Origin of the sequence: Vibrio sp. SCSIO 43133, from assembly GCF_023716845.1 — a bacterium.
GTDB lineage: Bacteria > Pseudomonadota > Gammaproteobacteria > Enterobacterales > Vibrionaceae > Vibrio > Vibrio mediterranei.
On record NZ_CP068024.1, the window covers coordinates 3,410,697 to 3,429,978 of the forward strand.

At 45.9% G+C, this 19,282-nt stretch carries 14 protein-coding genes and 4 tRNA genes; 3 read left to right on the forward strand and 15 right to left on the reverse strand.

Annotated features, from left to right (window positions below; translation table 11 throughout):
• Positions 1–68 precede the first annotated feature (68 nt).
• From rpoC to JKJ11_RS15965, 13 genes are all read right to left on the reverse strand, one after another.
• Entirely contained in the window at positions 69–4,271 is a 4,203-nt protein-coding gene (gene rpoC, locus JKJ11_RS15905) for a DNA-directed RNA polymerase subunit beta' (protein ID WP_038231057.1), read from the reverse strand.
• Between the two features lie 87 nt (positions 4,272–4,358).
• Complete coding sequence (gene rpoB, locus JKJ11_RS15910) at positions 4,359–8,384, reverse strand: DNA-directed RNA polymerase subunit beta (protein ID WP_006071304.1); 4,026 nt, start codon at positions 8,382–8,384, stop codon at positions 4,359–4,361.
• A gap of 249 nt (positions 8,385–8,633) precedes the next feature.
• Positions 8,634–9,002, reverse strand: a complete 369-nt coding sequence (gene rplL / locus JKJ11_RS15915) for a 50S ribosomal protein L7/L12 (protein WP_031493851.1) — start codon at positions 9,000–9,002, stop codon at positions 8,634–8,636.
• Between the two features lie 59 nt (positions 9,003–9,061).
• Complete coding sequence (rplJ, locus tag JKJ11_RS15920) at positions 9,062–9,556, reverse strand: 50S ribosomal protein L10 (RefSeq protein ID WP_038231063.1); 495 nt, start codon at positions 9,554–9,556, stop codon at positions 9,062–9,064.
• Between the two features lie 259 nt (positions 9,557–9,815).
• On the reverse strand, positions 9,816–10,517 hold the full coding sequence (rplA, locus tag JKJ11_RS15925; protein WP_031496662.1) for a 50S ribosomal protein L1: 702 nt from the start codon (positions 10,515–10,517) through the stop codon (positions 9,816–9,818).
• A 4-nt stretch (positions 10,518–10,521) separates the two neighbouring features.
• Positions 10,522–10,950: a 50S ribosomal protein L11 gene (gene rplK / locus JKJ11_RS15930; protein ID WP_008078231.1), complete on the reverse strand. Its 429-nt coding sequence runs from the start codon at positions 10,948–10,950 to the stop codon at positions 10,522–10,524.
• 165 nt (positions 10,951–11,115) lie between these two features.
• On the reverse strand, positions 11,116–11,664 hold the full coding sequence (nusG, locus tag JKJ11_RS15935) for a transcription termination/antitermination protein NusG (RefSeq protein ID WP_031496663.1): 549 nt from the start codon (positions 11,662–11,664) through the stop codon (positions 11,116–11,118).
• A gap of 13 nt (positions 11,665–11,677) precedes the next feature.
• Positions 11,678–12,055, reverse strand: a complete 378-nt coding sequence (secE, locus tag JKJ11_RS15940; protein WP_031496664.1) for a preprotein translocase subunit SecE — start codon at positions 12,053–12,055, stop codon at positions 11,678–11,680.
• 300 nt (positions 12,056–12,355) lie between these two features.
• A complete protein-coding gene (tuf, locus tag JKJ11_RS15945; protein ID WP_062462317.1) occupies positions 12,356–13,540 on the reverse strand; it encodes an elongation factor Tu in 1,185 nt (394 codons plus the stop codon).
• 137 nt (positions 13,541–13,677) lie between these two features.
• Positions 13,678–13,753 (reverse strand) — tRNA-Thr (locus tag JKJ11_RS15950).
• A gap of 13 nt (positions 13,754–13,766) precedes the next feature.
• Positions 13,767–13,841 (reverse strand) — tRNA-Gly (locus JKJ11_RS15955).
• 35 nt (positions 13,842–13,876) lie between these two features.
• Positions 13,877–13,961: transfer RNA gene (locus JKJ11_RS15960), tRNA-Tyr, on the reverse strand.
• A gap of 48 nt (positions 13,962–14,009) precedes the next feature.
• Positions 14,010–14,085 (reverse strand) — tRNA-Thr (locus tag JKJ11_RS15965).
• Positions 14,086–14,297: 212 nt separating this feature from the next.
• Between JKJ11_RS15965 and coaA the strand changes: the two genes are divergently transcribed.
• A complete protein-coding gene (coaA, locus tag JKJ11_RS15970) occupies positions 14,298–15,221 on the forward strand; it encodes a type I pantothenate kinase (RefSeq protein ID WP_006074988.1) in 924 nt (307 codons plus the stop codon).
• A 147-nt stretch (positions 15,222–15,368) separates the two neighbouring features.
• On the opposite strand, the gene birA is transcribed toward coaA, so the two are convergent.
• Positions 15,369–16,328 carry a bifunctional biotin--[acetyl-CoA-carboxylase] ligase/biotin operon repressor BirA gene (gene birA, locus JKJ11_RS15975; protein WP_239942170.1) on the reverse strand — a complete coding sequence of 320 codons (960 nt, stop codon included), beginning with the start codon at positions 16,326–16,328 and terminating at the stop codon, positions 15,369–15,371.
• Positions 16,325–17,359, reverse strand: coding sequence for a UDP-N-acetylmuramate dehydrogenase (gene murB / locus JKJ11_RS15980; protein ID WP_239914404.1), 1,035 nt, complete (start codon positions 17,357–17,359; stop codon positions 16,325–16,327). The genes birA and murB overlap by 4 nt, the downstream gene beginning before the upstream one ends.
• Before the next feature lie 59 nt (positions 17,360–17,418).
• Between murB and JKJ11_RS15985 the strand changes: the two genes are divergently transcribed.
• Both JKJ11_RS15985 and pssA read left to right on the forward strand, forming a co-directional pair.
• Positions 17,419–17,850: a GNAT family N-acetyltransferase gene (locus JKJ11_RS15985; protein ID WP_038231146.1), complete on the forward strand. Its 432-nt coding sequence runs from the start codon at positions 17,419–17,421 to the stop codon at positions 17,848–17,850.
• A 91-nt stretch (positions 17,851–17,941) separates the two neighbouring features.
• Positions 17,942–19,282, forward strand: a complete 1,341-nt coding sequence (gene pssA / locus JKJ11_RS15990) for a CDP-diacylglycerol--serine O-phosphatidyltransferase (protein ID WP_062463241.1) — start codon at positions 17,942–17,944, stop codon at positions 19,280–19,282.

Below are 19,282 nucleotides of genomic sequence, written 5' to 3' on the forward strand. Positions count from 1 at the left end.
TGGCAATAGAGCAAAATTCAGATACAAAAAAGGCGCCTTTCGGCGCCTTTTGTCATTTCTTTCTACGATTACTCGTCAGAAGAGAAACCTGCGTTTAGTAGCGCAGCTAGGTTATCCGTCGCTTGTTCAGCTGATGGACCTTCCTGAGCTTCGTCACGCTTAGCTTGACGGTCTTGGTGATACGCAAAACCAGTACCAGCTGGGATCAGACGACCCACGATAACGTTCTCTTTCAGACCACGTAGGTCATCACGCTTACCAGATACCGCAGCCTCTGTTAGTACGCGCGTCGTTTCTTGGAACGATGCCGCAGAGATGAACGATTCTGTCGCTAGAGATGCCTTAGTGATACCTAGTAGGTCACGCTCAAAACGTACAAGTTCTTTGCCTTCAGCTTCTAGCTGACGGTTTGCGATCTTAACGCTTGAGTATTCAACCTGCTCGCCTGGTAGGAACTCAGAGTCACCTGCATGCGTGATTGTACACTTACGTAGCATTTGACGAACGATAGTCTCGATGTGCTTATCGTTAATCTTAACACCCTGTAGACGGTATACTTCTTGAACTTCATTCGCGATGTATGCTGTTACAGCGTGAATACCACGTAGACGTAGAATGTCATGCGGAGTTTCTGGACCATCAGCGATTACGTCACCACGCTCAACGCGCTCACCTTCGAACACGTTTAGCTGACGATGCTTAGGAATCATCTCTTCGTAGTTATCGCCACCATCACGAGTGATGATTAGACGACGCTTACCTTTCGTCTCTTTACCGAATGAAACGGTACCAGAGTGCTCAGCAAGAATTGCTGGCTCTTTTGGTTTACGAGCTTCGAATAGGTCCGCAACGCGAGGTAGACCACCGGTGATATCTTTGTTACCGCCAGATTTTTGTGGGATACGTGCTAACGTGTCACCCACACCTACTTCTGCGCCATCTTCGATGTTCACAATCGCTTTACCTGGTAGGAAGTAAAGTGCTGGCATTTCTGTGCCTGCGATCATTACGTCTTTACCATGCTCATCAACAAGTTTGATAGCTGGACGCATATCTTTACCTGCTGCTGGACGAGCGGCTGCTTCTGTTACTTCGCTTGAAGATAGACCTGTTAGGTCATCTGTTTGACGAGAAACAGTTACGCCATCGATCATGTCTACGAATTGGATACGACCCGCTACTTCAGTAATGATTGGCAGCGTGTGCGCTTCCCAGTTCGCTACTGTTTCACCAGCTTGAACTGCATCGCCATCACCTTTAGTTAGCAATGAACCGTAAGGAAGTTTGTGCTTCTCTTTAGTACGGCCAAACTCATCGATAATCGTCATTTCTGACGCACGAGAGGTGATAACCAGTTTCTTATCTTTGTTGATAACAAACTTAGCGTTGTGAAGCTTCACAGAACCTGTGTTCTTCGCCTGGATGCTGTTCTCTGCAGCTGCAGTAGATGCCGCACCACCGATGTGGAACGTACGCATCGTAAGCTGTGTACCCGGCTCACCGATAGACTGAGCAGCGATAACGCCCACTGCTTCACCTTGGTTCACTAGGTGACCACGTGCTAGGTCACGACCGTAACACTGTGCACAACAACCGAAGTCTGCATCACAGGTAACTACTGAGCGCACTTTCATGCTATCTACAGAGTTATCTTCCATGATCTGACACCACTTCTCATCAATTAGAGTGTTACGTGGAATCAGAACATCTTCAGTACCTGGCTTAAGAACGTCTTCAGCAACTACACGACCAAGCGCTAGCTCAGAAAGTGCAACTTTAACGTCACCACCTTCGATATGAGGCATCATATCGATACCTTCGTGCGTACCACAGTCGTGCTCGTGAACAACTACATCCTGAGCAACGTCTACTAGACGACGAGTTAGGTAACCCGAGTTCGCTGTCTTCAGTGCCGTATCCGCAAGACCCTTACGAGCACCGTGCGTTGAGATAAAGTACTGAAGTACGTTTAGACCTTCTTTAAAGTTCGCAGTGATCGGTGTTTCGATGATTGAGCCATCTGGACGAGCCATCAGACCACGCATACCAGCTAGCTGACGAATCTGAGCTGCAGAACCACGAGCGCCCGAGTCAGCCATCATATAGATGCTGTTGAATGACTCTTGTTGCTCTTCCGCACCTTCACGGTTAATTACCGTTTCAGATGAAAGGTTGTCCATCATCGCTTTCGCTACGCGATCGTTGGTCGATGCCCAAATATCGATCACTTTGTTGTAGCGCTCACCCGCAGTTACAAGACCAGATTGGAACTGTTCTTGAATTTCGCGAACTTCTTCTTCCGCTGATTCGATTTCGTCGTACTTCGCTTGAGGTACAACCATGTCATCGATACCAACTGATACACCAGAAAGTGCAGCGTATGCAAAACCTGCGTACATCACTTGGTCAGCAAAGATTACTGTATCTTTCAGACCCAGCTTACGGTAAGCCTCGTTAAGTAGGTTAGAGATTTGCTTCTTACCTAGCTTTTGGTTTACCAAGCTGTATGGAAGACCTGCAGGAACGATTTGCCACAGCATTGCACGACCGATAGTCGTATCGACCATCTTCGTTTCTGTTGTGCTGTTGCCATCTTCGTCCACTACCGTTTCAGTGATACGTACTTTAACGCGAGCGTGTAGCTCTGCGCTCTTAGTACGGTATGCCTTCTCAGCCTCTTCAGGGCCAGCAAGGTACATACCTTCACCTTTCACGTTGATCTTTTCACGAGTCATGTAGTAAAGACCCAATACAACGTCCTGAGAAGGTACGATGATCGGATCACCTGACGCTGGCGACAGAATGTTGTTTGTCGACATCATCAGTGTACGAGCTTCAAGCTGTGCTTCTAGAGTTAGAGGCACGTGAACCGCCATTTGGTCACCATCGAAGTCCGCGTTATACGCCGCACACACTAGTGGGTGTAGCTGAATCGCTTTACCTTCGATTAGTACTGGTTCGAACGCCTGGATACCAAGACGGTGAAGTGTTGGTGCACGGTTCAATAGTACTGGGTGCTCGCGGATTACTTCGTCTAGGATATCCCAAACGATCGCTTCTTCGCGCTCTACCATCTTCTTAGCTGCTTTGATTGTCGTCGCCATGCCACGAGTTTCTAGCTTGCTGTAGATAAATGGTTTAAATAGCTCTAGTGCCATCTTCTTAGGAAGACCACACTGGTGCAGACGAAGGTATGGACCTACTGTGATTACAGAACGGCCAGAGTAGTCTACACGCTTACCAAGTAGGTTCTGACGGAAACGACCTTGTTTACCCTTGATCATATCAGCAAGAGATTTCAGAGGACGCTTGTTCGAACCTGTAATTGCACGACCGCGACGACCGTTATCTAGAAGGGCATCAACAGACTCTTGCAGCATACGCTTTTCGTTACGTACGATGATGTCTGGAGCCGCTAGCTCTAGAAGACGCTTCAAACGGTTGTTACGGTTGATTACGCGACGGTATAGATCGTTCAGATCAGACGTTGCAAAACGACCGCCATCTAGTGGTACTAGAGGACGTAGATCTGGCGGAAGAACCGGAAGCACAGTTAGGATCATCCACTCAGGATTGTTACCTGATGCGATGAACGCTTCAACTAGCTTCAGACGCTTAGTGATCTTCTTACGCTTAGTTTCTGAGTTAGTAGACTCAAGTTCTTCGCGCATCATCTCTGCTTCAGCGTGCATGTCCATAGTGGCAAGCAGATCTTTGATCGCTTCTGCACCCATCTTAGCAGTGAATTCGTCACCCCATTCTTCTAGACGATCAAGATACTCTTCTTCAGTTAGCATCTGACCTTTTTCTAGATCCGTCATACCTGGTTCAGTTACTACGTACATTTCGAAGTAAAGAACACGCTCGATATCACGTAGCGGGATGTCCATTAGCAAACCGATACGAGATGGTAGCGATTTTAGGAACCAGATGTGAGCGACAGGAGACGCAAGCTCGATGTGGCCCATACGGTCACGACGAACTTTAGTTTGCGTTACTTCAACGCCACACTTCTCACAGATAACACCACGGTGTTTCAGACGCTTGTATTTGCCACAAAGACATTCGTAGTCTTTAACTGGACCAAAAATACGCGCACAGAACAGACCATCGCGTTCAGGTTTGAACGTACGATAGTTGATCGTCTCAGGTTTTTTAACTTCACCAAAAGACCATGAACGAATCATGTCTGGTGAAGATAGACCGATTTTGATTGCATCAAATTCTTCGGTCTTATGCTGTGCTTTTAGAAAGTTTAATAAGTCTTTCACAATCAGCTCCTGTAAGGAGTTTAAAAAGGTGCTCGCTTGGTCAGCAAACCTGCGCGAGCCCCTTTTCTACCAGATAATCCTGATGGATTATTCGTCTTCTAGCTCGATGTTGATACCTAGCGAGCGGATCTCTTTCAACAGTACGTTGAACGATTCTGGCATGCCAGGTTCCATGCTGTGGTTACCATCGACGATGTTCTTATACATCTTCGTACGGCCGTTAACGTCATCAGACTTAACCGTTAGCATTTCTTGAAGCGTATATGCTGCACCGTATGCTTCTAGTGCCCATACTTCCATCTCACCGAAACGCTGACCACCGAACTGAGCTTTACCACCAAGTGGTTGCTGAGTTACTAGGCTGTACGAACCAGTTGAACGAGCGTGCATCTTGTCATCAACAAGGTGGTTCAGTTTCAGCATGTACATGTAACCTACAGTTACAGGACGCTCAAACGCATCACCAGTACGACCATCAAACAGAGTTAGCTGACCAGATTCTGGTAGGTCACCCAGTTTTAGAAGTTCTTTAATAGACTTCTCAGACGCACCGTCAAAGACAGGTGTAGCAATCGGTAGACCGCCACGTAGGTTCTTAACCAGAGTACGTACTTCGTCATCAGACAGTGATGCAATATCAACGTTCTGACGAGTACCACCTAGATCGTAAACCTTCTGCAGGAATTCGCGGAATTTCGCTAGCTCTTGCTGCTCTTTAACCATCTGGTTGATCTTGTCACCGATACCTTTCGCTGCCAGACCTAAGTGAACCTCAAGGATCTGACCGATGTTCATACGCGAAGGTACACCCAGTGGGTTAAGTACGATGTCGACAGGTTGACCCTTCTCATCGTAAGGCATGTCTTCAACAGGGTTGATCTTAGAGATAACACCCTTGTTACCGTGACGACCCGCCATCTTATCACCAGGCTGGATACGACGTTTAACCGCTAGGTAAACTTTAACAATCTTAAGAACGCCAGGCGCTAGGTCATCACCTTGAGTGATCTTACGACGCTTAGTTTCAAACTTCTTATCAAAGTCTGCACGTAGCTCGTCGTACTGCTCTGCAAGTTGCTCAAGCTGAGATTGCAGTGCATCGTCTTCTAGCGTTAGTTCTAGCCACTTCTTACGATCGATAGTATCTAGTTTAGCGTCAGAGTAACCACCTTGAAGTAATACAGCTTTCACACGGTTTAGAAGGCCACCCTCAAGAATCTGGAATTCTTCAGTTAGGTCTTTCTTCGCTTCTTTCAGCTGCATTTGCTCAATTTCTAGAGCACGCTTGTCTTTCTCTACGCCATCGCGAGTGAAGACTTGAACGTCAATGATGGTACCTGAAACAGAGTTAGGTACACGTAGTGAAGTATCTTTAACGTCAGATGCTTTTTCACCGAAGATCGCGCGTAGTAGCTTCTCTTCAGGAGTTAGCTGAGTTTCACCTTTAGGCGTTACTTTACCAACTAGGATGTCACCACCCTTAACTTCAGCACCGATGTAAACGATACCTGACTCGTCTAGTTTAGACAGAGCAGACTCACCTACGTTTGGAATATCCGCTGTGATCTCTTCAGAACCCAGCTTAGTATCACGTGCCACACAAGAAAGCTCTTGGATGTGGATAGTCGTGAAGCGGTCTTCTTGAACTACGCGCTCAGATACTAAGATCGAGTCTTCGAAGTTGTAACCGTTCCAAGGCATGAACGCGATACGCATGTTTTGACCAAGCGCTAGTTCACCAAGGTCTGTTGAAGGACCATCAGCAAGAACGTCACCACGTGCTACTGGTTCACCAGGTAGTACAGTTGGGCGCTGGTTAATACAAGTGTTCTGGTTAGAACGCGTGTACTTAGTTAGGTTGTAAATGTCGATACCTGCTTCGCCAGGGATCAGCTCGTCTTCGTTAACTTTGATAACGATACGAGAAGCATCTACAGACTGAACTGTACCGCCACGTTTAGCTACTGCTGTAACACCAGAGTCAACCGCTACATTGCGCTCGATACCAGTACCAACTAGAGGCTTGTCAGCCTTAAGCGTTGGAACAGCCTGACGTTGCATGTTCGCACCCATCAATGCACGGTTCGCATCATCGTGTTCTAGGAACGGGATAAGCGATGCAGCGATAGATACTACTTGGTTTGTCGCAACGTCCATGTAGTTAACATGGTCGCGTGGGTGAAGACCAGATTCACCTTTTTGACGTGCAGTGATTAGCTCGTCAGCAAAAGTACCTTCTTCAGTTAGCGCAGCGTTAGCCTGTGCGATAACGAATTGGCCCTCTTCGATTGCTGATAGGTAATCAACTTCGTCAGTTACTACACCATCTACAACGCGACGGTATGGAGTTTCTAGGAAGCCGTACTCGTTACAACGCGCAAACGCAGATAGAGAGTTAATTAGACCGATGTTCGGACCTTCAGGTGTTTCGATAGGACATAGACGACCGTAGTGAGTTACGTGTACGTCACGTACTTCGAAGCCAGCACGCTCACGAGTAAGACCACCAGGACCCAATGCAGAAATACGACGCTTGTGCGTTACTTCTGAAAGCGGGTTATTCTGGTCCATAAACTGAGAAAGCTGTGAAGAACCGAAGAATTCTTTAACTGCCGCAGAAATAGGCTTAGCGTTGATTAGGTCTTGAGGCATGATTGCATCAAGGTCACCTAGACTCAAACGCTCTTTTACTGCACGTTCAACACGTACAAGACCAACACGGAATTGGTTCTCAGCCATTTCACCTACAGAACGGATACGACGGTTACCTAGGTGGTCGATATCATCAACTTCACCAATACCGTTACGGATCGCGATAAGCTTCTTCATCACTTCGATGATGTCTTGCTCATCAAGCGTACCCTGTTCTAGGCCATCTTCACGACCGATAGAGCTGTTAAACTTCATACGACCAACAGTCGATAGATCATAACGCTCTTCAGAGAAGAATAGGCTTTCGAATAGTGCTTCTGCAGCTTCTTTTGTTGGCGGCTCACCAGGGCGCATCATGCGGTAGATTTCTACCAACGCAGAGATGCGGTCTACCGTGCTGTCGACACGTAGTGTGTCAGACATGAACGGACCGTGGTCTAGATCGTTCGTAAATAGAACTTCTAGTTTCTTAACGCCTGCCTGAGATAGGTTCGCTAATGCTTCTAGGCTGATCTCTTGGTTTGCACCAACGATGATCTCACCTGTCGCTTCATTGATGTAGTCTTTAGAAGCTACTTTACCTACGATGTACTCGACAGGTACTTCAATGAACTCAACGCCATCTTTTTCAAGTTGACGGATGTGACGAGCAGTAACACGACGACCAGTCTCAACATAAGTCTTGCCATTGGCTTCGATATCGAATGAAGCAGTCTCACCACGTAGACGCTCAGGTACCAACTCCATAAGTAGAGTTTGGTCTTTCACTTCGAAGTTTACTTTTTCGAAGAAGATATCGAGGATTTCTTCCGACGTCTTACCTAGTGCACGAAGAATGATCGATGCTGGTAGTTTACGACGACGGTCAATACGTACGTATAGGTTATCTTTCGGGTCAAACTCGAAGTCGAGCCATGAACCACGGTAAGGAATAACACGTGCGTTATAAAGAACTTTACCTGAAGAGTGAGTCTTACCCTTATCGCTGTCGAAGAACACGCCTGGGCTTCGGTGCAGCTGGGATACGATAACCCTCTCGGTACCATTGATAACGAAGGTACCATTGTCAGTCATAAGCGGAATTTCGCCCATGTAGACTTCTTGTTCTTTAATGTCTTTTACAGTACCTGCCGGTGCGTCTCTATCAAAGATAACTAGGCGCAGTTTTACGCGTAGTGGTTTTGAATAGGTAACGCCACGAATTTGACATTCTTTAACGTCAAATACTGGCTCACCAAGACGGTAGCTAACGTATTGCAGCTCAGAATTGCCGTTATAGCTCTGAATCGGAAATACAGAACGAAAAGCAGCTTCAAGTCCATATTGTCCTTCAGGATCCTGTTCGATAAATTTGTCGAACGAATCGAGCTGGATCGATAGCAGGTATGGAATGTCCAAAACTTGTGGACGAGTACCAAAGTCCTTACGGATGCGCTTTTTCTCGGTATAAGAGTAAACCATGGGGTTCCTCAGCTCGCTGATAAGTGACCCAAACTGCCCGTCCATCCTAGTTACTTAAGGTGGAGTATGGGGCAGTGACTAACAACTGTTTACTGTAGTGACGTTAACTCAAGCGTCGAGCAACGTTTTTTGCATGGTGCGTAGATGCTTAAACAGCAGGAAAATTCATCTACGCCCTACAGCGCAAAAAGGCCGGTGGTCAATAAACCACCAGCCATTAGCCTGTTAGGCTAAGAAATTAAGTAATAATTACTTAACTTCAACAGAAGCACCAGCTTCTTCTAGCTGAGCTTTAAGAGCTTCAGCTTCAGCTTTGTCAACGCCTTCTTTTAGAGGTGCTGGAGCTGAGTCTACAAGACCTTTAGCTTCTTTAAGGCCTAGACCTGTTGCGCCACGTACCGCTTTGATAACAGCAACTTTGTTACCGCCAGCAGCAGTTAGGATTACGTCGAATTCAGTTTGCTCAGCAGCAGCTTCGCCACCAGCAGCACCGCCAGCTACAACAGCAGCTGCAGCAGATACGCCAAATTTCTCTTCCATAGCTTCGATAAGCTCAACAACTTGCATTACAGACATTTCTGCAACTGCGTCTAGGATTTGCTCGTTAGTAATAGACATAACAATTCTCTTTTAAGTCAACAATAAGTTTATTTTGCAACCAGTAAAAAGCAAGCTGATTAAGCAGCTTCTTCTTGCTTCTGGTCGCGTAGTGCAGCGATAGTACGTACCAGCTTGCCTGCAGAAGCTTCTTTCATGCACATCATTAGGCGTGCAATTGCTTCGTCGTAAGTTGGTAGTGTCGCTAGTACTTCAGCATCAGTAACCGCGCCTTCAAATGCAGCAGCTTTGATCTCGAATTCTTTGTTCTCTTTAGCGAAGTCTTTGAAAAGACGCGCTGCAGCACCTGGGTGCTCGTTAGAGAATGCAAGTAGAGTTGGACCAGTGAAAGTGTCAGTTAGACACTCATACTCAGTACCTTCTACTGCACGGCGTGCTAGAGTGTTACGAACAACTCTCATGTAAACACCCGCTTCACGCGCTTGTTTACGTAGAGAAGTCATCGCGCCTACTTCAACGCCACGAGAGTCAGCTACAACTGCAGAAAGTGCACCACTGGCTGCTTCGTTGACTTCAGCAACAATTGCTTTTTTGTCTTGAAGGTTTAAAGCCATCTTGGATTTACTCCTGGTTGTTTTTACACCACCCGAAATCTTCACGATTTTGGGAGTTCATACGGTGCTTTTTCCAGAAGAAAGATAAACGTTAAGTTCAACTTCCTTTCAGTCTGGCACCATCTACGTAGGTATGATTAAGTTCTTTTCAGAACGCCTACGGTCTTGGACGGAGGCTAAATTCCCTAAGGAGTTTCAGCCCCAACCACAAATTTGATAGGCGCAAAATTATACATAATTTCTGCGCCTATGCAAGCAATTAAGCTTGAGTGTTTAGTGTAGATTGATCTACAGAAACACCAGCACCCATAGTAGTAGAGATGCTTACTTTCTTCAGGAAAGTACCTTTCGCTGAAGACGGCTTCGCTTTCTTAAGCGCAACTAGTAGAGCTTCTAGGTTCTCTTGTAGTTGGTTCGCTTCGAAATTCACTTTACCGATAGTAGTGTGAATGATGCCGTTTTTGTCGTTACGGTAACGAACCTGACCAGCTTTAGCGTTCTTAACAGCTTCAGCAACGTTAGGAGTTACAGTACCAACTTTAGGGTTTGGCATAAGACCGCGAGGACCTAGGATAGTACCTAGTTGACCAACAACACGCATTGCATCTGGAGAAGCAACAACTACGTCGAAGTTCATTTCGCCTTTCTTAACTTGCTCAGCAAGATCTTCCATACCAACGATGTCTGCGCCAGCTTCTTTAGCTGCTTCAGCGTTTGCACCTTGAGTGAACACTGCAACGCGGATTTCGCGGCCAGTACCGTGAGGTAGTACAGTTGCACCACGTACGTTCTGGTCAGATTTACGAGCATCGATGCCTAGGTTAACAGCAACGTCTACAGACTCAACGAATTTAGCAGTTGCTAGTTCTTTAAGAAGAGCTACAGCTTCGTTGATTTCGTATTCTTTAGTTACTTCAACTTTTTCGCGGATAACGCGCATACGCTTAGTAAGTTTTGCCATGATCTTAACCCTCTACCACTAGGCCCATTGAACGAGCAGTACCCGCAATAGAACGCTTCATCGCTTCAATGTCAGCACCAGTCATATCAGCAGCTTTAGTTTCTGCGATTTCTTGGATTTGAGCGTCAGTCACTGTACCCACTTTTTCAGTGTTAGGACGACCTGAACCAGACTTAACGCCAGCAGCTTTCTTAAGAAGAACAGCAGCAGGTGGAGTCTTAGTTACGAACGTGAAAGAACGATCGTTGTAAACAGTGATAACTACTGGAGTCGGTAGACCTTTCTCAATAGATTCTGTTTTTGCGTTGAACGCTTTACAGAATTCCATGATGTTCACACCGTGTTGACCTAGAGCAGGACCAACCGGTGGACTTGGGTTTGCCATACCAGCTGCAACTTGCAGTTTGATATAAGCTTCAACTTTCTTAGCCATGATATTTCCTAATTTTGGGTTCAAACGCTATCCGAGTGGAAAGCTCCCCGTGTTTTGATAAAACTTTCTACAGCCAGTGCTGTAAAAAGGCGCGAAATTATAAGCATAATTCGCGCCCTATTCAACCCTAAAAAGGTGATTTTTTATACTCTTTAAAATCGAGTATTAGTCAAGCTTATCCACTTGACCGAATTCAAGCTCAACTGGTGTTGCACGACCAAAGATCGATACAGACACTTTTACGCGGCTCTTATCGTAATCCACTTCTTCAACAGTACCGTTGAAGTCAGCAAATGGACCTTCATTGACACGTACCACTTCACCCGCTTCGAACATTGTTCTTGGACGAGGCGCTTCACTAGCCTTCTCTAGACGATTTAGGATAGCGTCAGCTTCTTTATCAGTGATAGGTGCAGGACGGTCAGAGGTACCACCAATGAAGCCCATGACACGTGGCACACTGCGTACTAAGTGCCAAGACTCATCGTTCATGATCATCTGAACAAGAACGTAGCCTGGGAAGAACTTACGCTCGCTTTTACGGCGTTGGCCTGCGCGCATTTCCACAACTTCTTCAGTCGGTACTAGCACTTCGCCAAAGTACTCTTCCATTGCGTGCATTTTAATATGTTCGCGAAGAGACTGAGCCACACGTCCTTCAAAACCAGAAAAGGCTTGAACTACGTACCAGCGTTTTTTCGGAGCTTCACTCATGAATTAACACCCTCTATAACCCGGTTATGAATGCAACAAGACGAACCATAATGCCGTCGATACCCCATAACGCAAGCGCCATTACAATACTTACTGCAAGGACAATCAGCGTAGTTTGCATTGTTTCTTGGCGTGTAGGCCAAACTACTTTGCGAACTTCTACGCGAGCTTCACGTGCGAACGTGATCGCTGCCTTACCTTTTGTTGTTGTAGCTGCTACACCAAGTGCCGCAGCAATCAATACAACTACACCTGCAGCGCGAAGAACTACAGAAAGTTCTCCATACAGGTAATTACCCACAACAGCGGCGGCTAGCAGAGCAAAAGCGACAATCCACTTCATTACATCTGCTGCATTTGAGCTATCAGGAGTTTCAGCGTTTGCTTTCATAAAACCAACCTGTGACAAGTCTAACTAGACGACAACAACCCCGCTGCTGCAGGGCTTATTCCTTTAATGTTGATTAAATTTGAGTCAAACCAACATTTTAGCCAAAGGCTCAGGTAGAAATTACTTTCCAACTCAACCCTTAAAATCCTTTCTAAATTCATACAATGAGCAGTCACTGAATGAATTTTGCGCCTCTATATATAGTAGCGCAGAAAAAGGGCATCAAATGATGCCCTTTTTAGCATTGCTTAGTCAAATCTTATTCAAAGATTTTCCCAGAGCTTGCGACAATTCGAAGAATTAGTCGAAGATCTTAGCAACAACACCAGCACCTACTGTACGGCCACCTTCACGGATAGCGAAACGTAGACCTTCGTCCATTGCGATTGGAGCGATTAGCTCAACTTGCATTTGGATGTTGTCACCTGGCATTACCATTTCTACGCCTTCTGGTAGAGAGATGTCACCAGTTACGTCAGTTGTACGGAAGTAGAACTGTGGACGGTAGCCTTTGAAGAACGGAGTATGACGGCCGCCTTCGTCTTTAGAAAGTACGTATACTTCTGACTCGAACTTAGTGTGTGGGTTGATTGAGCCAGGAGCTGCAAGAACTTGACCACGTTCAACTTCGTCACGCTTAGTACCACGTAGAAGTGCACCAACGTTCTCACCAGCACGACCTTCGTCAAGAAGCTTACGGAACATCTCAACACCAGTACAAGTAGTAGTTGTAGTCTCTTTGATACCTACGATTTCTACTTCGTCACCTACGCGTAGGATACCGCGCTCGATACGACCAGTTACAACTGTACCACGACCTTGGATCGAGAATACGTCTTCGATTGGTAGTAGGAACGGTTGGTCTACTGCACGCTCTGGCTCTGGGATGTAAGAGTCTAGTGCTTCTGCAAGCTCAACGATTTTCGCTTCCCACTGCTCTTCGCCGTTTAGTGCGCCTAGTGCAGAACCTTGGATAACTGGTAGGTCATCACCTGGGAAATCGTACTCAGATAGAAGTTCACGAACTTCCATTTCAACTAGCTCTAGAAGCTCTTCATCATCAACCATGTCACACTTGTTCATGAATACGATGATGTAAGGGATACCAACCTGACGGCCTAGTAGGATGTGCTCACGAGTTTGAGGCATTGGACCATCAGTAGCAGCAACTACAAGGATACCGCCGTCCATTTGCGCAGCACCAGTGATCATGTTTTTAACATAATCCGCGTGTCCTGGGCAGTCTACGTGTGCGTAGTGACGAGTTGGAGTATCGTACTCAACGTGAGAAGTTGCGATTGTGATACCGCGCTCACGCTCTTCTGGAGCGTTATCGATAGATGCGAAGTCTTTCGCTTCACCGCCGTACACTTTTGCAAGAGTAGTACAGATTGCAGCTGTTAGAGTTGTTTTACCGTGGTCAACGTGGCCGATAGTACCAACGTTTACGTGCGGTTTCGTACGTTCAAATTTTTCTTTAGACATGAGTTGTCCCTCTAGGTACGGATTTAGGTGGCTTTGAAGACCACGCAACCAAAAAATCTTGGTAATAAAGCTTCTCTTAGCCTCTAAACATAGTTGAGGCAAAAGAAAGTATCAAAAGGAAATATTGCTTTGAGAGCTGGTGCTGATAGGCAGACTCGAACTGCCGACCTCATCCTTACCAAGGATGCGCTCTACCACCTGAGCTATATCAGCACTCTAAATGAGTTGGAGCGGGCAGCGGGAATCGAACCCGCATCATCAGCTTGGAAGGCTGAGGTAATAGCCATTATACGATGCCCGCAACACGTAACTCTGAGAGCTATTCCCTAAAGAATATGGTGGGGGGGGACGGATTCGAACCATCGAAGGCAGTGCCGGCAGATTTACAGTCTGCTCCCTTTGGCCACTCGGGAACCCCCCCAAATTTTACTTACCATTTTCGTCATCATTGCCCTAGGCAAAGTGAAAATGGTGCCGACTACCGGAATCGAACTGGTGACCTACTGATTACAAGTCAGTTGCTCTACCTACTGAGCTAAGTCGGCATAAGTGGAGCGCATTCTATTGAATGAATCTTGCTGATGCAACCGTTAAATCAAAAAAAATTTCGTTTTTTCACACATTCTTCCTTTTTGATGACTTTTTGTACACATTTCGGGGAATTACGCACGCAGTGTCGCATGAAATATTTGATTTATCCCTTTGTTCAGGTATGTTCAGCACTCTACGTGTATGGAAACCTTAAGTTAGGTGAGTTATGAGCCCTTTTATGTCATTTAGTCGCGAGCAGTGGTCTGCACTTCGCAACGCTGTCCCTATGACATTAACAGAAGATGATCTGAAAGAGCTTCAGGGTATTAATGAAAACCTGACGATACAGGAAGCCACTGATGTTTACTTGCCTCTTTCTCGTCTGCTTAACCTGTACGTTGCCGCGAGACAGAGTCGCAACTCCGTTCTTCAAGAGTTCTTGGGACAAAGTGACCATACGCCACCATTCATTATTGGTATTGCCGGTAGTGTTGCGGTCGGGAAAAGTACTACGGCTCGCTTGCTAAAAGCCTTGCTCAGTCGCTGGGAAAACCATCCTAAGGTAGAGCTTATTACGACTGACGGTTTTCTTCATCCTAATAAGGTACTGTTAGAAAAAGGGTTAATGGCGAAAAAGGGCTTTCCCGAGTCCTATGATATGCGTCGCTTGGTGCAGTTTGTTTCCGATGTCAAAGCGTGTAAGCGTAACGTTGTCGCTCCCGTCTATTCACACTTAACTTACGATATTACTGATGAGCAGAAAGTCGTCGACCTACCTGACGTGCTAATCATCGAAGGTCTCAATGTCCTGCAAAGTGGCATGGACTACCCTCACGATCCACATCGCGTGTTTATCTCTGATTTTCTCGATTTTTCTTTGTATGTCGATGCAGACAGTGAACGCATTGAAAACTGGTATGTGCAGCGCTTTATGAAATTCCGCCAAGGCGCCTTTACTAAGCCTGGCTCTTACTTCAGCCACTATACCCAGTTAAATGAACAAGAAGCAAAAACTAAAGCGAAGAATATTTGGGCATCGATTAATGGGATCAACTTAGTGCAGAATATCTTGCCAACCAAAGAGCGAGCTCAATTGATTTTACAGAAAGGTAAAGATCATAATGTTGAGACGGTTTATTTGAGGAAGTAGGCTGTTTTGATGAGGGGTTATGTGCGCCAAAGGTAGATCCCTGCCTACGCAGGGATGACAACATGCGGTGTGGTGACAATATCTAGTGTGGTAACAATATTTGATGCAGTAAGTGAAGTTGCTAAATTAGTGATAAGTTAAGCCACATCAGTTCAGTTTGCGCAGAGAGATCTCACCACCAATAAATGGTTGAATACCCGCTTCTGTTTCCAGCAAAACGGCGCCAGTGGCATCAATGCCGCGCACAATACCTTGAATGTCTCGATTGCCCATCACCAGACGAACTTCTCGATCCAAAAAGTTATCATGACGATTCCAACGTTCAACAAAACCGTGTAAGCCACACATTTCGTAATCTTCTAGAGCGTTCTGCCAAGCCTTGATAAAGGCTACCACCAAATCGTTACGGCTAAATGGTTGGTCTGCCACTTCATTGAGCGAGGTCCAAGGCTGATCGATGCCTTCTACTTGTTCACTCATATTTAGATTCATACCCATACCCATGACTAGGTTTGCCGCGCCACCAGCTTGGCCTGACATTTCAACCAAAATGCCGGCTAACTTCTTGTCATTAAAATACAGGTCATTCGGCCATTTAAGTTTTACACCATCAATCCCAAGTTGTTCTAAGGCTTCGACTATCGCCACGCCAATCACCAGACTCAACCCCATCGCCGCTGCCATTCCTGCTTCTAACTTCCAATACATGGAGAGATAAAGGTTACTACCGAATGGTGATACCCATTGGCGGCCACGGCGGCCACGGCCTTTAGACTGGTACTCAGAAATGCACACCGCACCCGACTCTAAGCTGTTTTGTTTGTCGAGTAAGTATTGATTGGTAGAGTCGATAATAGGAATCAACTCAAATGGTGAGGTAACAGTTCGCGATAGTTTCTCTTTGGACAACAGTTCCATAGGAGCCGCTAGTTGATAGCCTTTCCCCTGAACGCGAAAGATATCAACCCCCCAATCACGAATGCCTTTAATGTGCTTACTTACAGCGGCACGAGAAATACCTAGCTGCTCACCCAACATCTCACCCGAATGAAATCCGCCTTGAGAAAGCTGCTCTAAAATCGCCAATTTCACATGATGCTCTCTCATAGCAGGTCCTTTAAATACACTTCTTGTTGAGCGCCCATAAAGCGTACCTCATGCTCAAGCTCTACATTAAATTTCTTCAGCACACAGTCGCGGACATAAGCGGCAAGGTTAACAATATCCTCCGCCTTGGCATTATTGGCATTCACCAATACAAGAGCCTGTTTAGGATGCACCATGGCCCCCCCCTGAGTATGCCCTTTCAGACCACACTGATCGATAAGCCAACCAGCAGCCAACTTCATCTTGTCACTCGATGGATAAGCCACTAGCGCTGGGTATTGCGCTTTGAGCGTTTCATACTGTTCGATACTGACAATCGGGTTTTTAAAGAAACTCCCAGCATTACCAGTCACAGTAGGATCAGGCAGTTTCTCTTTTCTCACTTTTACGACCACATCAAACACTTCTTTTGGCGTGGTCGTATCTGGGTCAAGAGACTGTAACGGACCATAACTTAATATAGGCTGCCATGTTTTATTTAGCTTAAGGCCAATGGCGGTCACGAGCGCCTTATCTTTCAGCTCGTGCTTAAAAATGGAGTCACGATAACCAAAACGACATTGATTATTAGACAGCCGCTTTATGGTATAGCTGTCTAAACAAAGGTACTCCACATAATCACATACTTGCTGAAGCTCTATGCCATAAGCACCAATATTCTGAATAGGTGCGCTACCAGCACAGCCAGGGATTAAAGCCAAATTTTCAACGCCAGCGTACCCCTGCTCTACACACCATTCAACCAAACTCGGCCAGTCTTCACCCCCTGATACATGCAAAAGGTGTTCAGTCTCAGAGCTGGAGTACGAAATACCTTGCAATCGATTAATGATAACAACGCCCTGATAAGGCTCCGTAAATAACATGTTGCTGCCCTTACCTAACATTAGTTTAGGTAGCGCTTGCCAGTCTGGGTTTTGGTAAATCGCAATTAGGTCGTCGACCGATTCAGCTTCTACTAGCACCTGACACTGCTGTGAGATACCAAAGGTGTGAAATGGGCGAAGTTGGGCATTGTTTTCAGTTTGCATGGGCGTTCATTGATGGCTTACACTGCCGCTATTCTATCCTTTTGAGACGAGCATTGGCTATGGATACGTTAAAATTCGGTATGCTAGACCCCATTAAACTGCCGATTGCCAAAAAACTGTATAAAGCACACTACCCAGCTGGCAAACCAAAAAGTGATGAACGTATTCTCACTCTTAGCCAAGGCCACAGCCTCTGTGCCCTCGTACGATTTCGCACCATCGAGCAGTATCGATTGATGACCGGCATGCTGGTTCTTCCAGACTTCCGCCAACAAGGTGTCGGTCATCATTTCATGGCACAACTGCGACAAAATGAGCTGACCAACAACGATTTTTGTTTTGCGCTAGAACATTTACAGGGATTTTATGGGCAACATGGCTTTAAAGTGATTGCCCAAGAAGAGCTACCAGGTCCTCTTAAGCAACTGTTTTCTCGTTATATTCACGGCGGAAAAGCACTGGCAGCTATGCGATACATTGATCCCCGTTAAACTTATCAACGCTTTACTACCCATTTAGGGCAAGAGTTTGGTAAAATTCTAGGTTCGCAATTTTGCAATGACCAAAGGTACAGTCCCTCATATGATGGCTCTTAGGAACTCTTTTGAACAGCTTCCCTCAATCGCGCAGGATCCCAATGCATTGGATGTATTGTATTCCGCCAAAGATTATCGCGAGTATTTAATTCAAGCGATACGCGAAGCACAATCAAGAATCTACCTAGTCGCTTTGTATTTAGAAGATGATGACGCTGGACGCCAAATCCTGACTGAACTTTATCAAGCAAAGCAAAAGAATCCGGCTCTCGATATTGCCGTTTGTGTTGACTGGCACCGTGCACAACGTGGTCTGATTGGCGCAGACCAGTCTGATGGCAACGCAGTGATGTATCGCGAGTTTAGACAAAATCACGAGCATGCCGTTCCTGTTTACGGTATTCCAGTGCGTGGCAGAGAAGTATTTGGGGTCTTGCACCTTAAAGGCTTTATTATCGATGATAAAGTGATATACAGCGGCGCTAGTCTTAACAACATCTACTTAAATTACGATGAGCGTTACCGATTCGACCGCTACCATGTTCTGAACAACTCTGAACTAGCAAATAGTATGGCTCAGTTTGTTGCAAACGAACTGATTGCCAATCCTGCCGTCAACGACCTGTCATTGCCAGAAAAGCCAACGACAAAAGATATTAAGGCAGAAATCCGGCAGCTACGTGGTTCACTGTCTCAGGCACGTTATCAATTTAACGCTCAGCCGAGTAATGAGCACCAAGTAGCAGTGACACCTATTGTTGGTATTGGTAAGCGTCGTAACAAGCTTAACCAAAGCATCAATCAGCTATTAGCTAGTGCTAAAGACGAGATTTTTATTTGTACCCCTTATTTCAACTTCCCTAAGTCGGTAGCAAAAGAAATCAAGCGTGCCCTGAAACGCGGTGTTAAAGTGAAAATCGTGGTGGGTGATAAGACGGCGAACGACTTCTACATTTCTCCAGAGGAAGACTTCAAAACCATTGGTGGTTTGCCTTACCTCTATGAAATGAATCTGCGTCGCTTTGCTAAAGCTAACGAAGCACATATCGCGAGTCGCAATCTGTGCATTCGCCTATGGAAACATGATGACAACAGCTTCCACCTAAAAGGCATTTGGGTCGATAAGCGTTATATGCTGATTACAGGCAACAACCTAAATCCACGAGCTTGGAGCTTGGATTTAGAGAATGCCATTTTGATTCAGGACCATTACTCGCATCTTGTCGACAAGTTTGAGGCAGAGGTGGAAAACATCCTTGAACACACCCAGTTAATCTGTACCTATAAGCAGTTGGAAAAAGTGGAAAACTATCCAGCGCCTGTACAAAAACTGCTAAAGAAAATTACTCGAGTTCAAGCTGATAGAGTATTGAAACAGTTACTTTAA

Excerpts from the sequence above, each read along its gene's own strand:
- rpoB (WP_006071304.1), bottom strand. The coding sequence starts at position 8,384 with ATGGTTTACTCTTATACCGAGAAAAAGCGCATCCGTAAGGACTTTGGT.
- rplL (WP_031493851.1), bottom strand. The coding sequence starts at position 9,002 with ATGTCTATTACTAACGAGCAAATCCTAGACGCAGTTGCAGAAATGTCT.
- rplJ (WP_038231063.1), bottom strand. The coding sequence starts at position 9,556 with ATGGCTTTAAACCTTCAAGACAAAAAAGCAATTGTTGCTGAAGTCAAC.
- rplA (WP_031496662.1), bottom strand. The coding sequence starts at position 10,517 with ATGGCAAAACTTACTAAGCGTATGCGCGTTATCCGCGAAAAAGTTGAA.
- rplK (WP_008078231.1), bottom strand. The coding sequence starts at position 10,950 with ATGGCTAAGAAAGTTGAAGCTTATATCAAACTGCAAGTTGCAGCTGGT.
- nusG (WP_031496663.1), bottom strand. The coding sequence starts at position 11,664 with ATGAGTGAAGCTCCGAAAAAACGCTGGTACGTAGTTCAAGCCTTTTCT.
- secE (WP_031496664.1), bottom strand. The coding sequence starts at position 12,055 with ATGAAAGCAAACGCTGAAACTCCTGATAGCTCAAATGCAGCAGATGTA.
- tuf (WP_062462317.1), bottom strand. The coding sequence starts at position 13,540 with ATGTCTAAAGAAAAATTTGAACGTACGAAACCGCACGTAAACGTTGGT.
- coaA (WP_006074988.1), top strand. The coding sequence starts at position 14,298 with ATGAGCCCTTTTATGTCATTTAGTCGCGAGCAGTGGTCTGCACTTCGC.
- birA (WP_239942170.1), bottom strand. The coding sequence starts at position 16,328 with ATGAGAGAGCATCATGTGAAATTGGCGATTTTAGAGCAGCTTTCTCAA.
- murB (WP_239914404.1), bottom strand. The coding sequence starts at position 17,359 with ATGCAAACTGAAAACAATGCCCAACTTCGCCCATTTCACACCTTTGGT.
- JKJ11_RS15985 (WP_038231146.1), top strand. The coding sequence starts at position 17,419 with ATGGATACGTTAAAATTCGGTATGCTAGACCCCATTAAACTGCCGATT.
- pssA (WP_062463241.1), top strand. The coding sequence starts at position 17,942 with ATGATGGCTCTTAGGAACTCTTTTGAACAGCTTCCCTCAATCGCGCAG.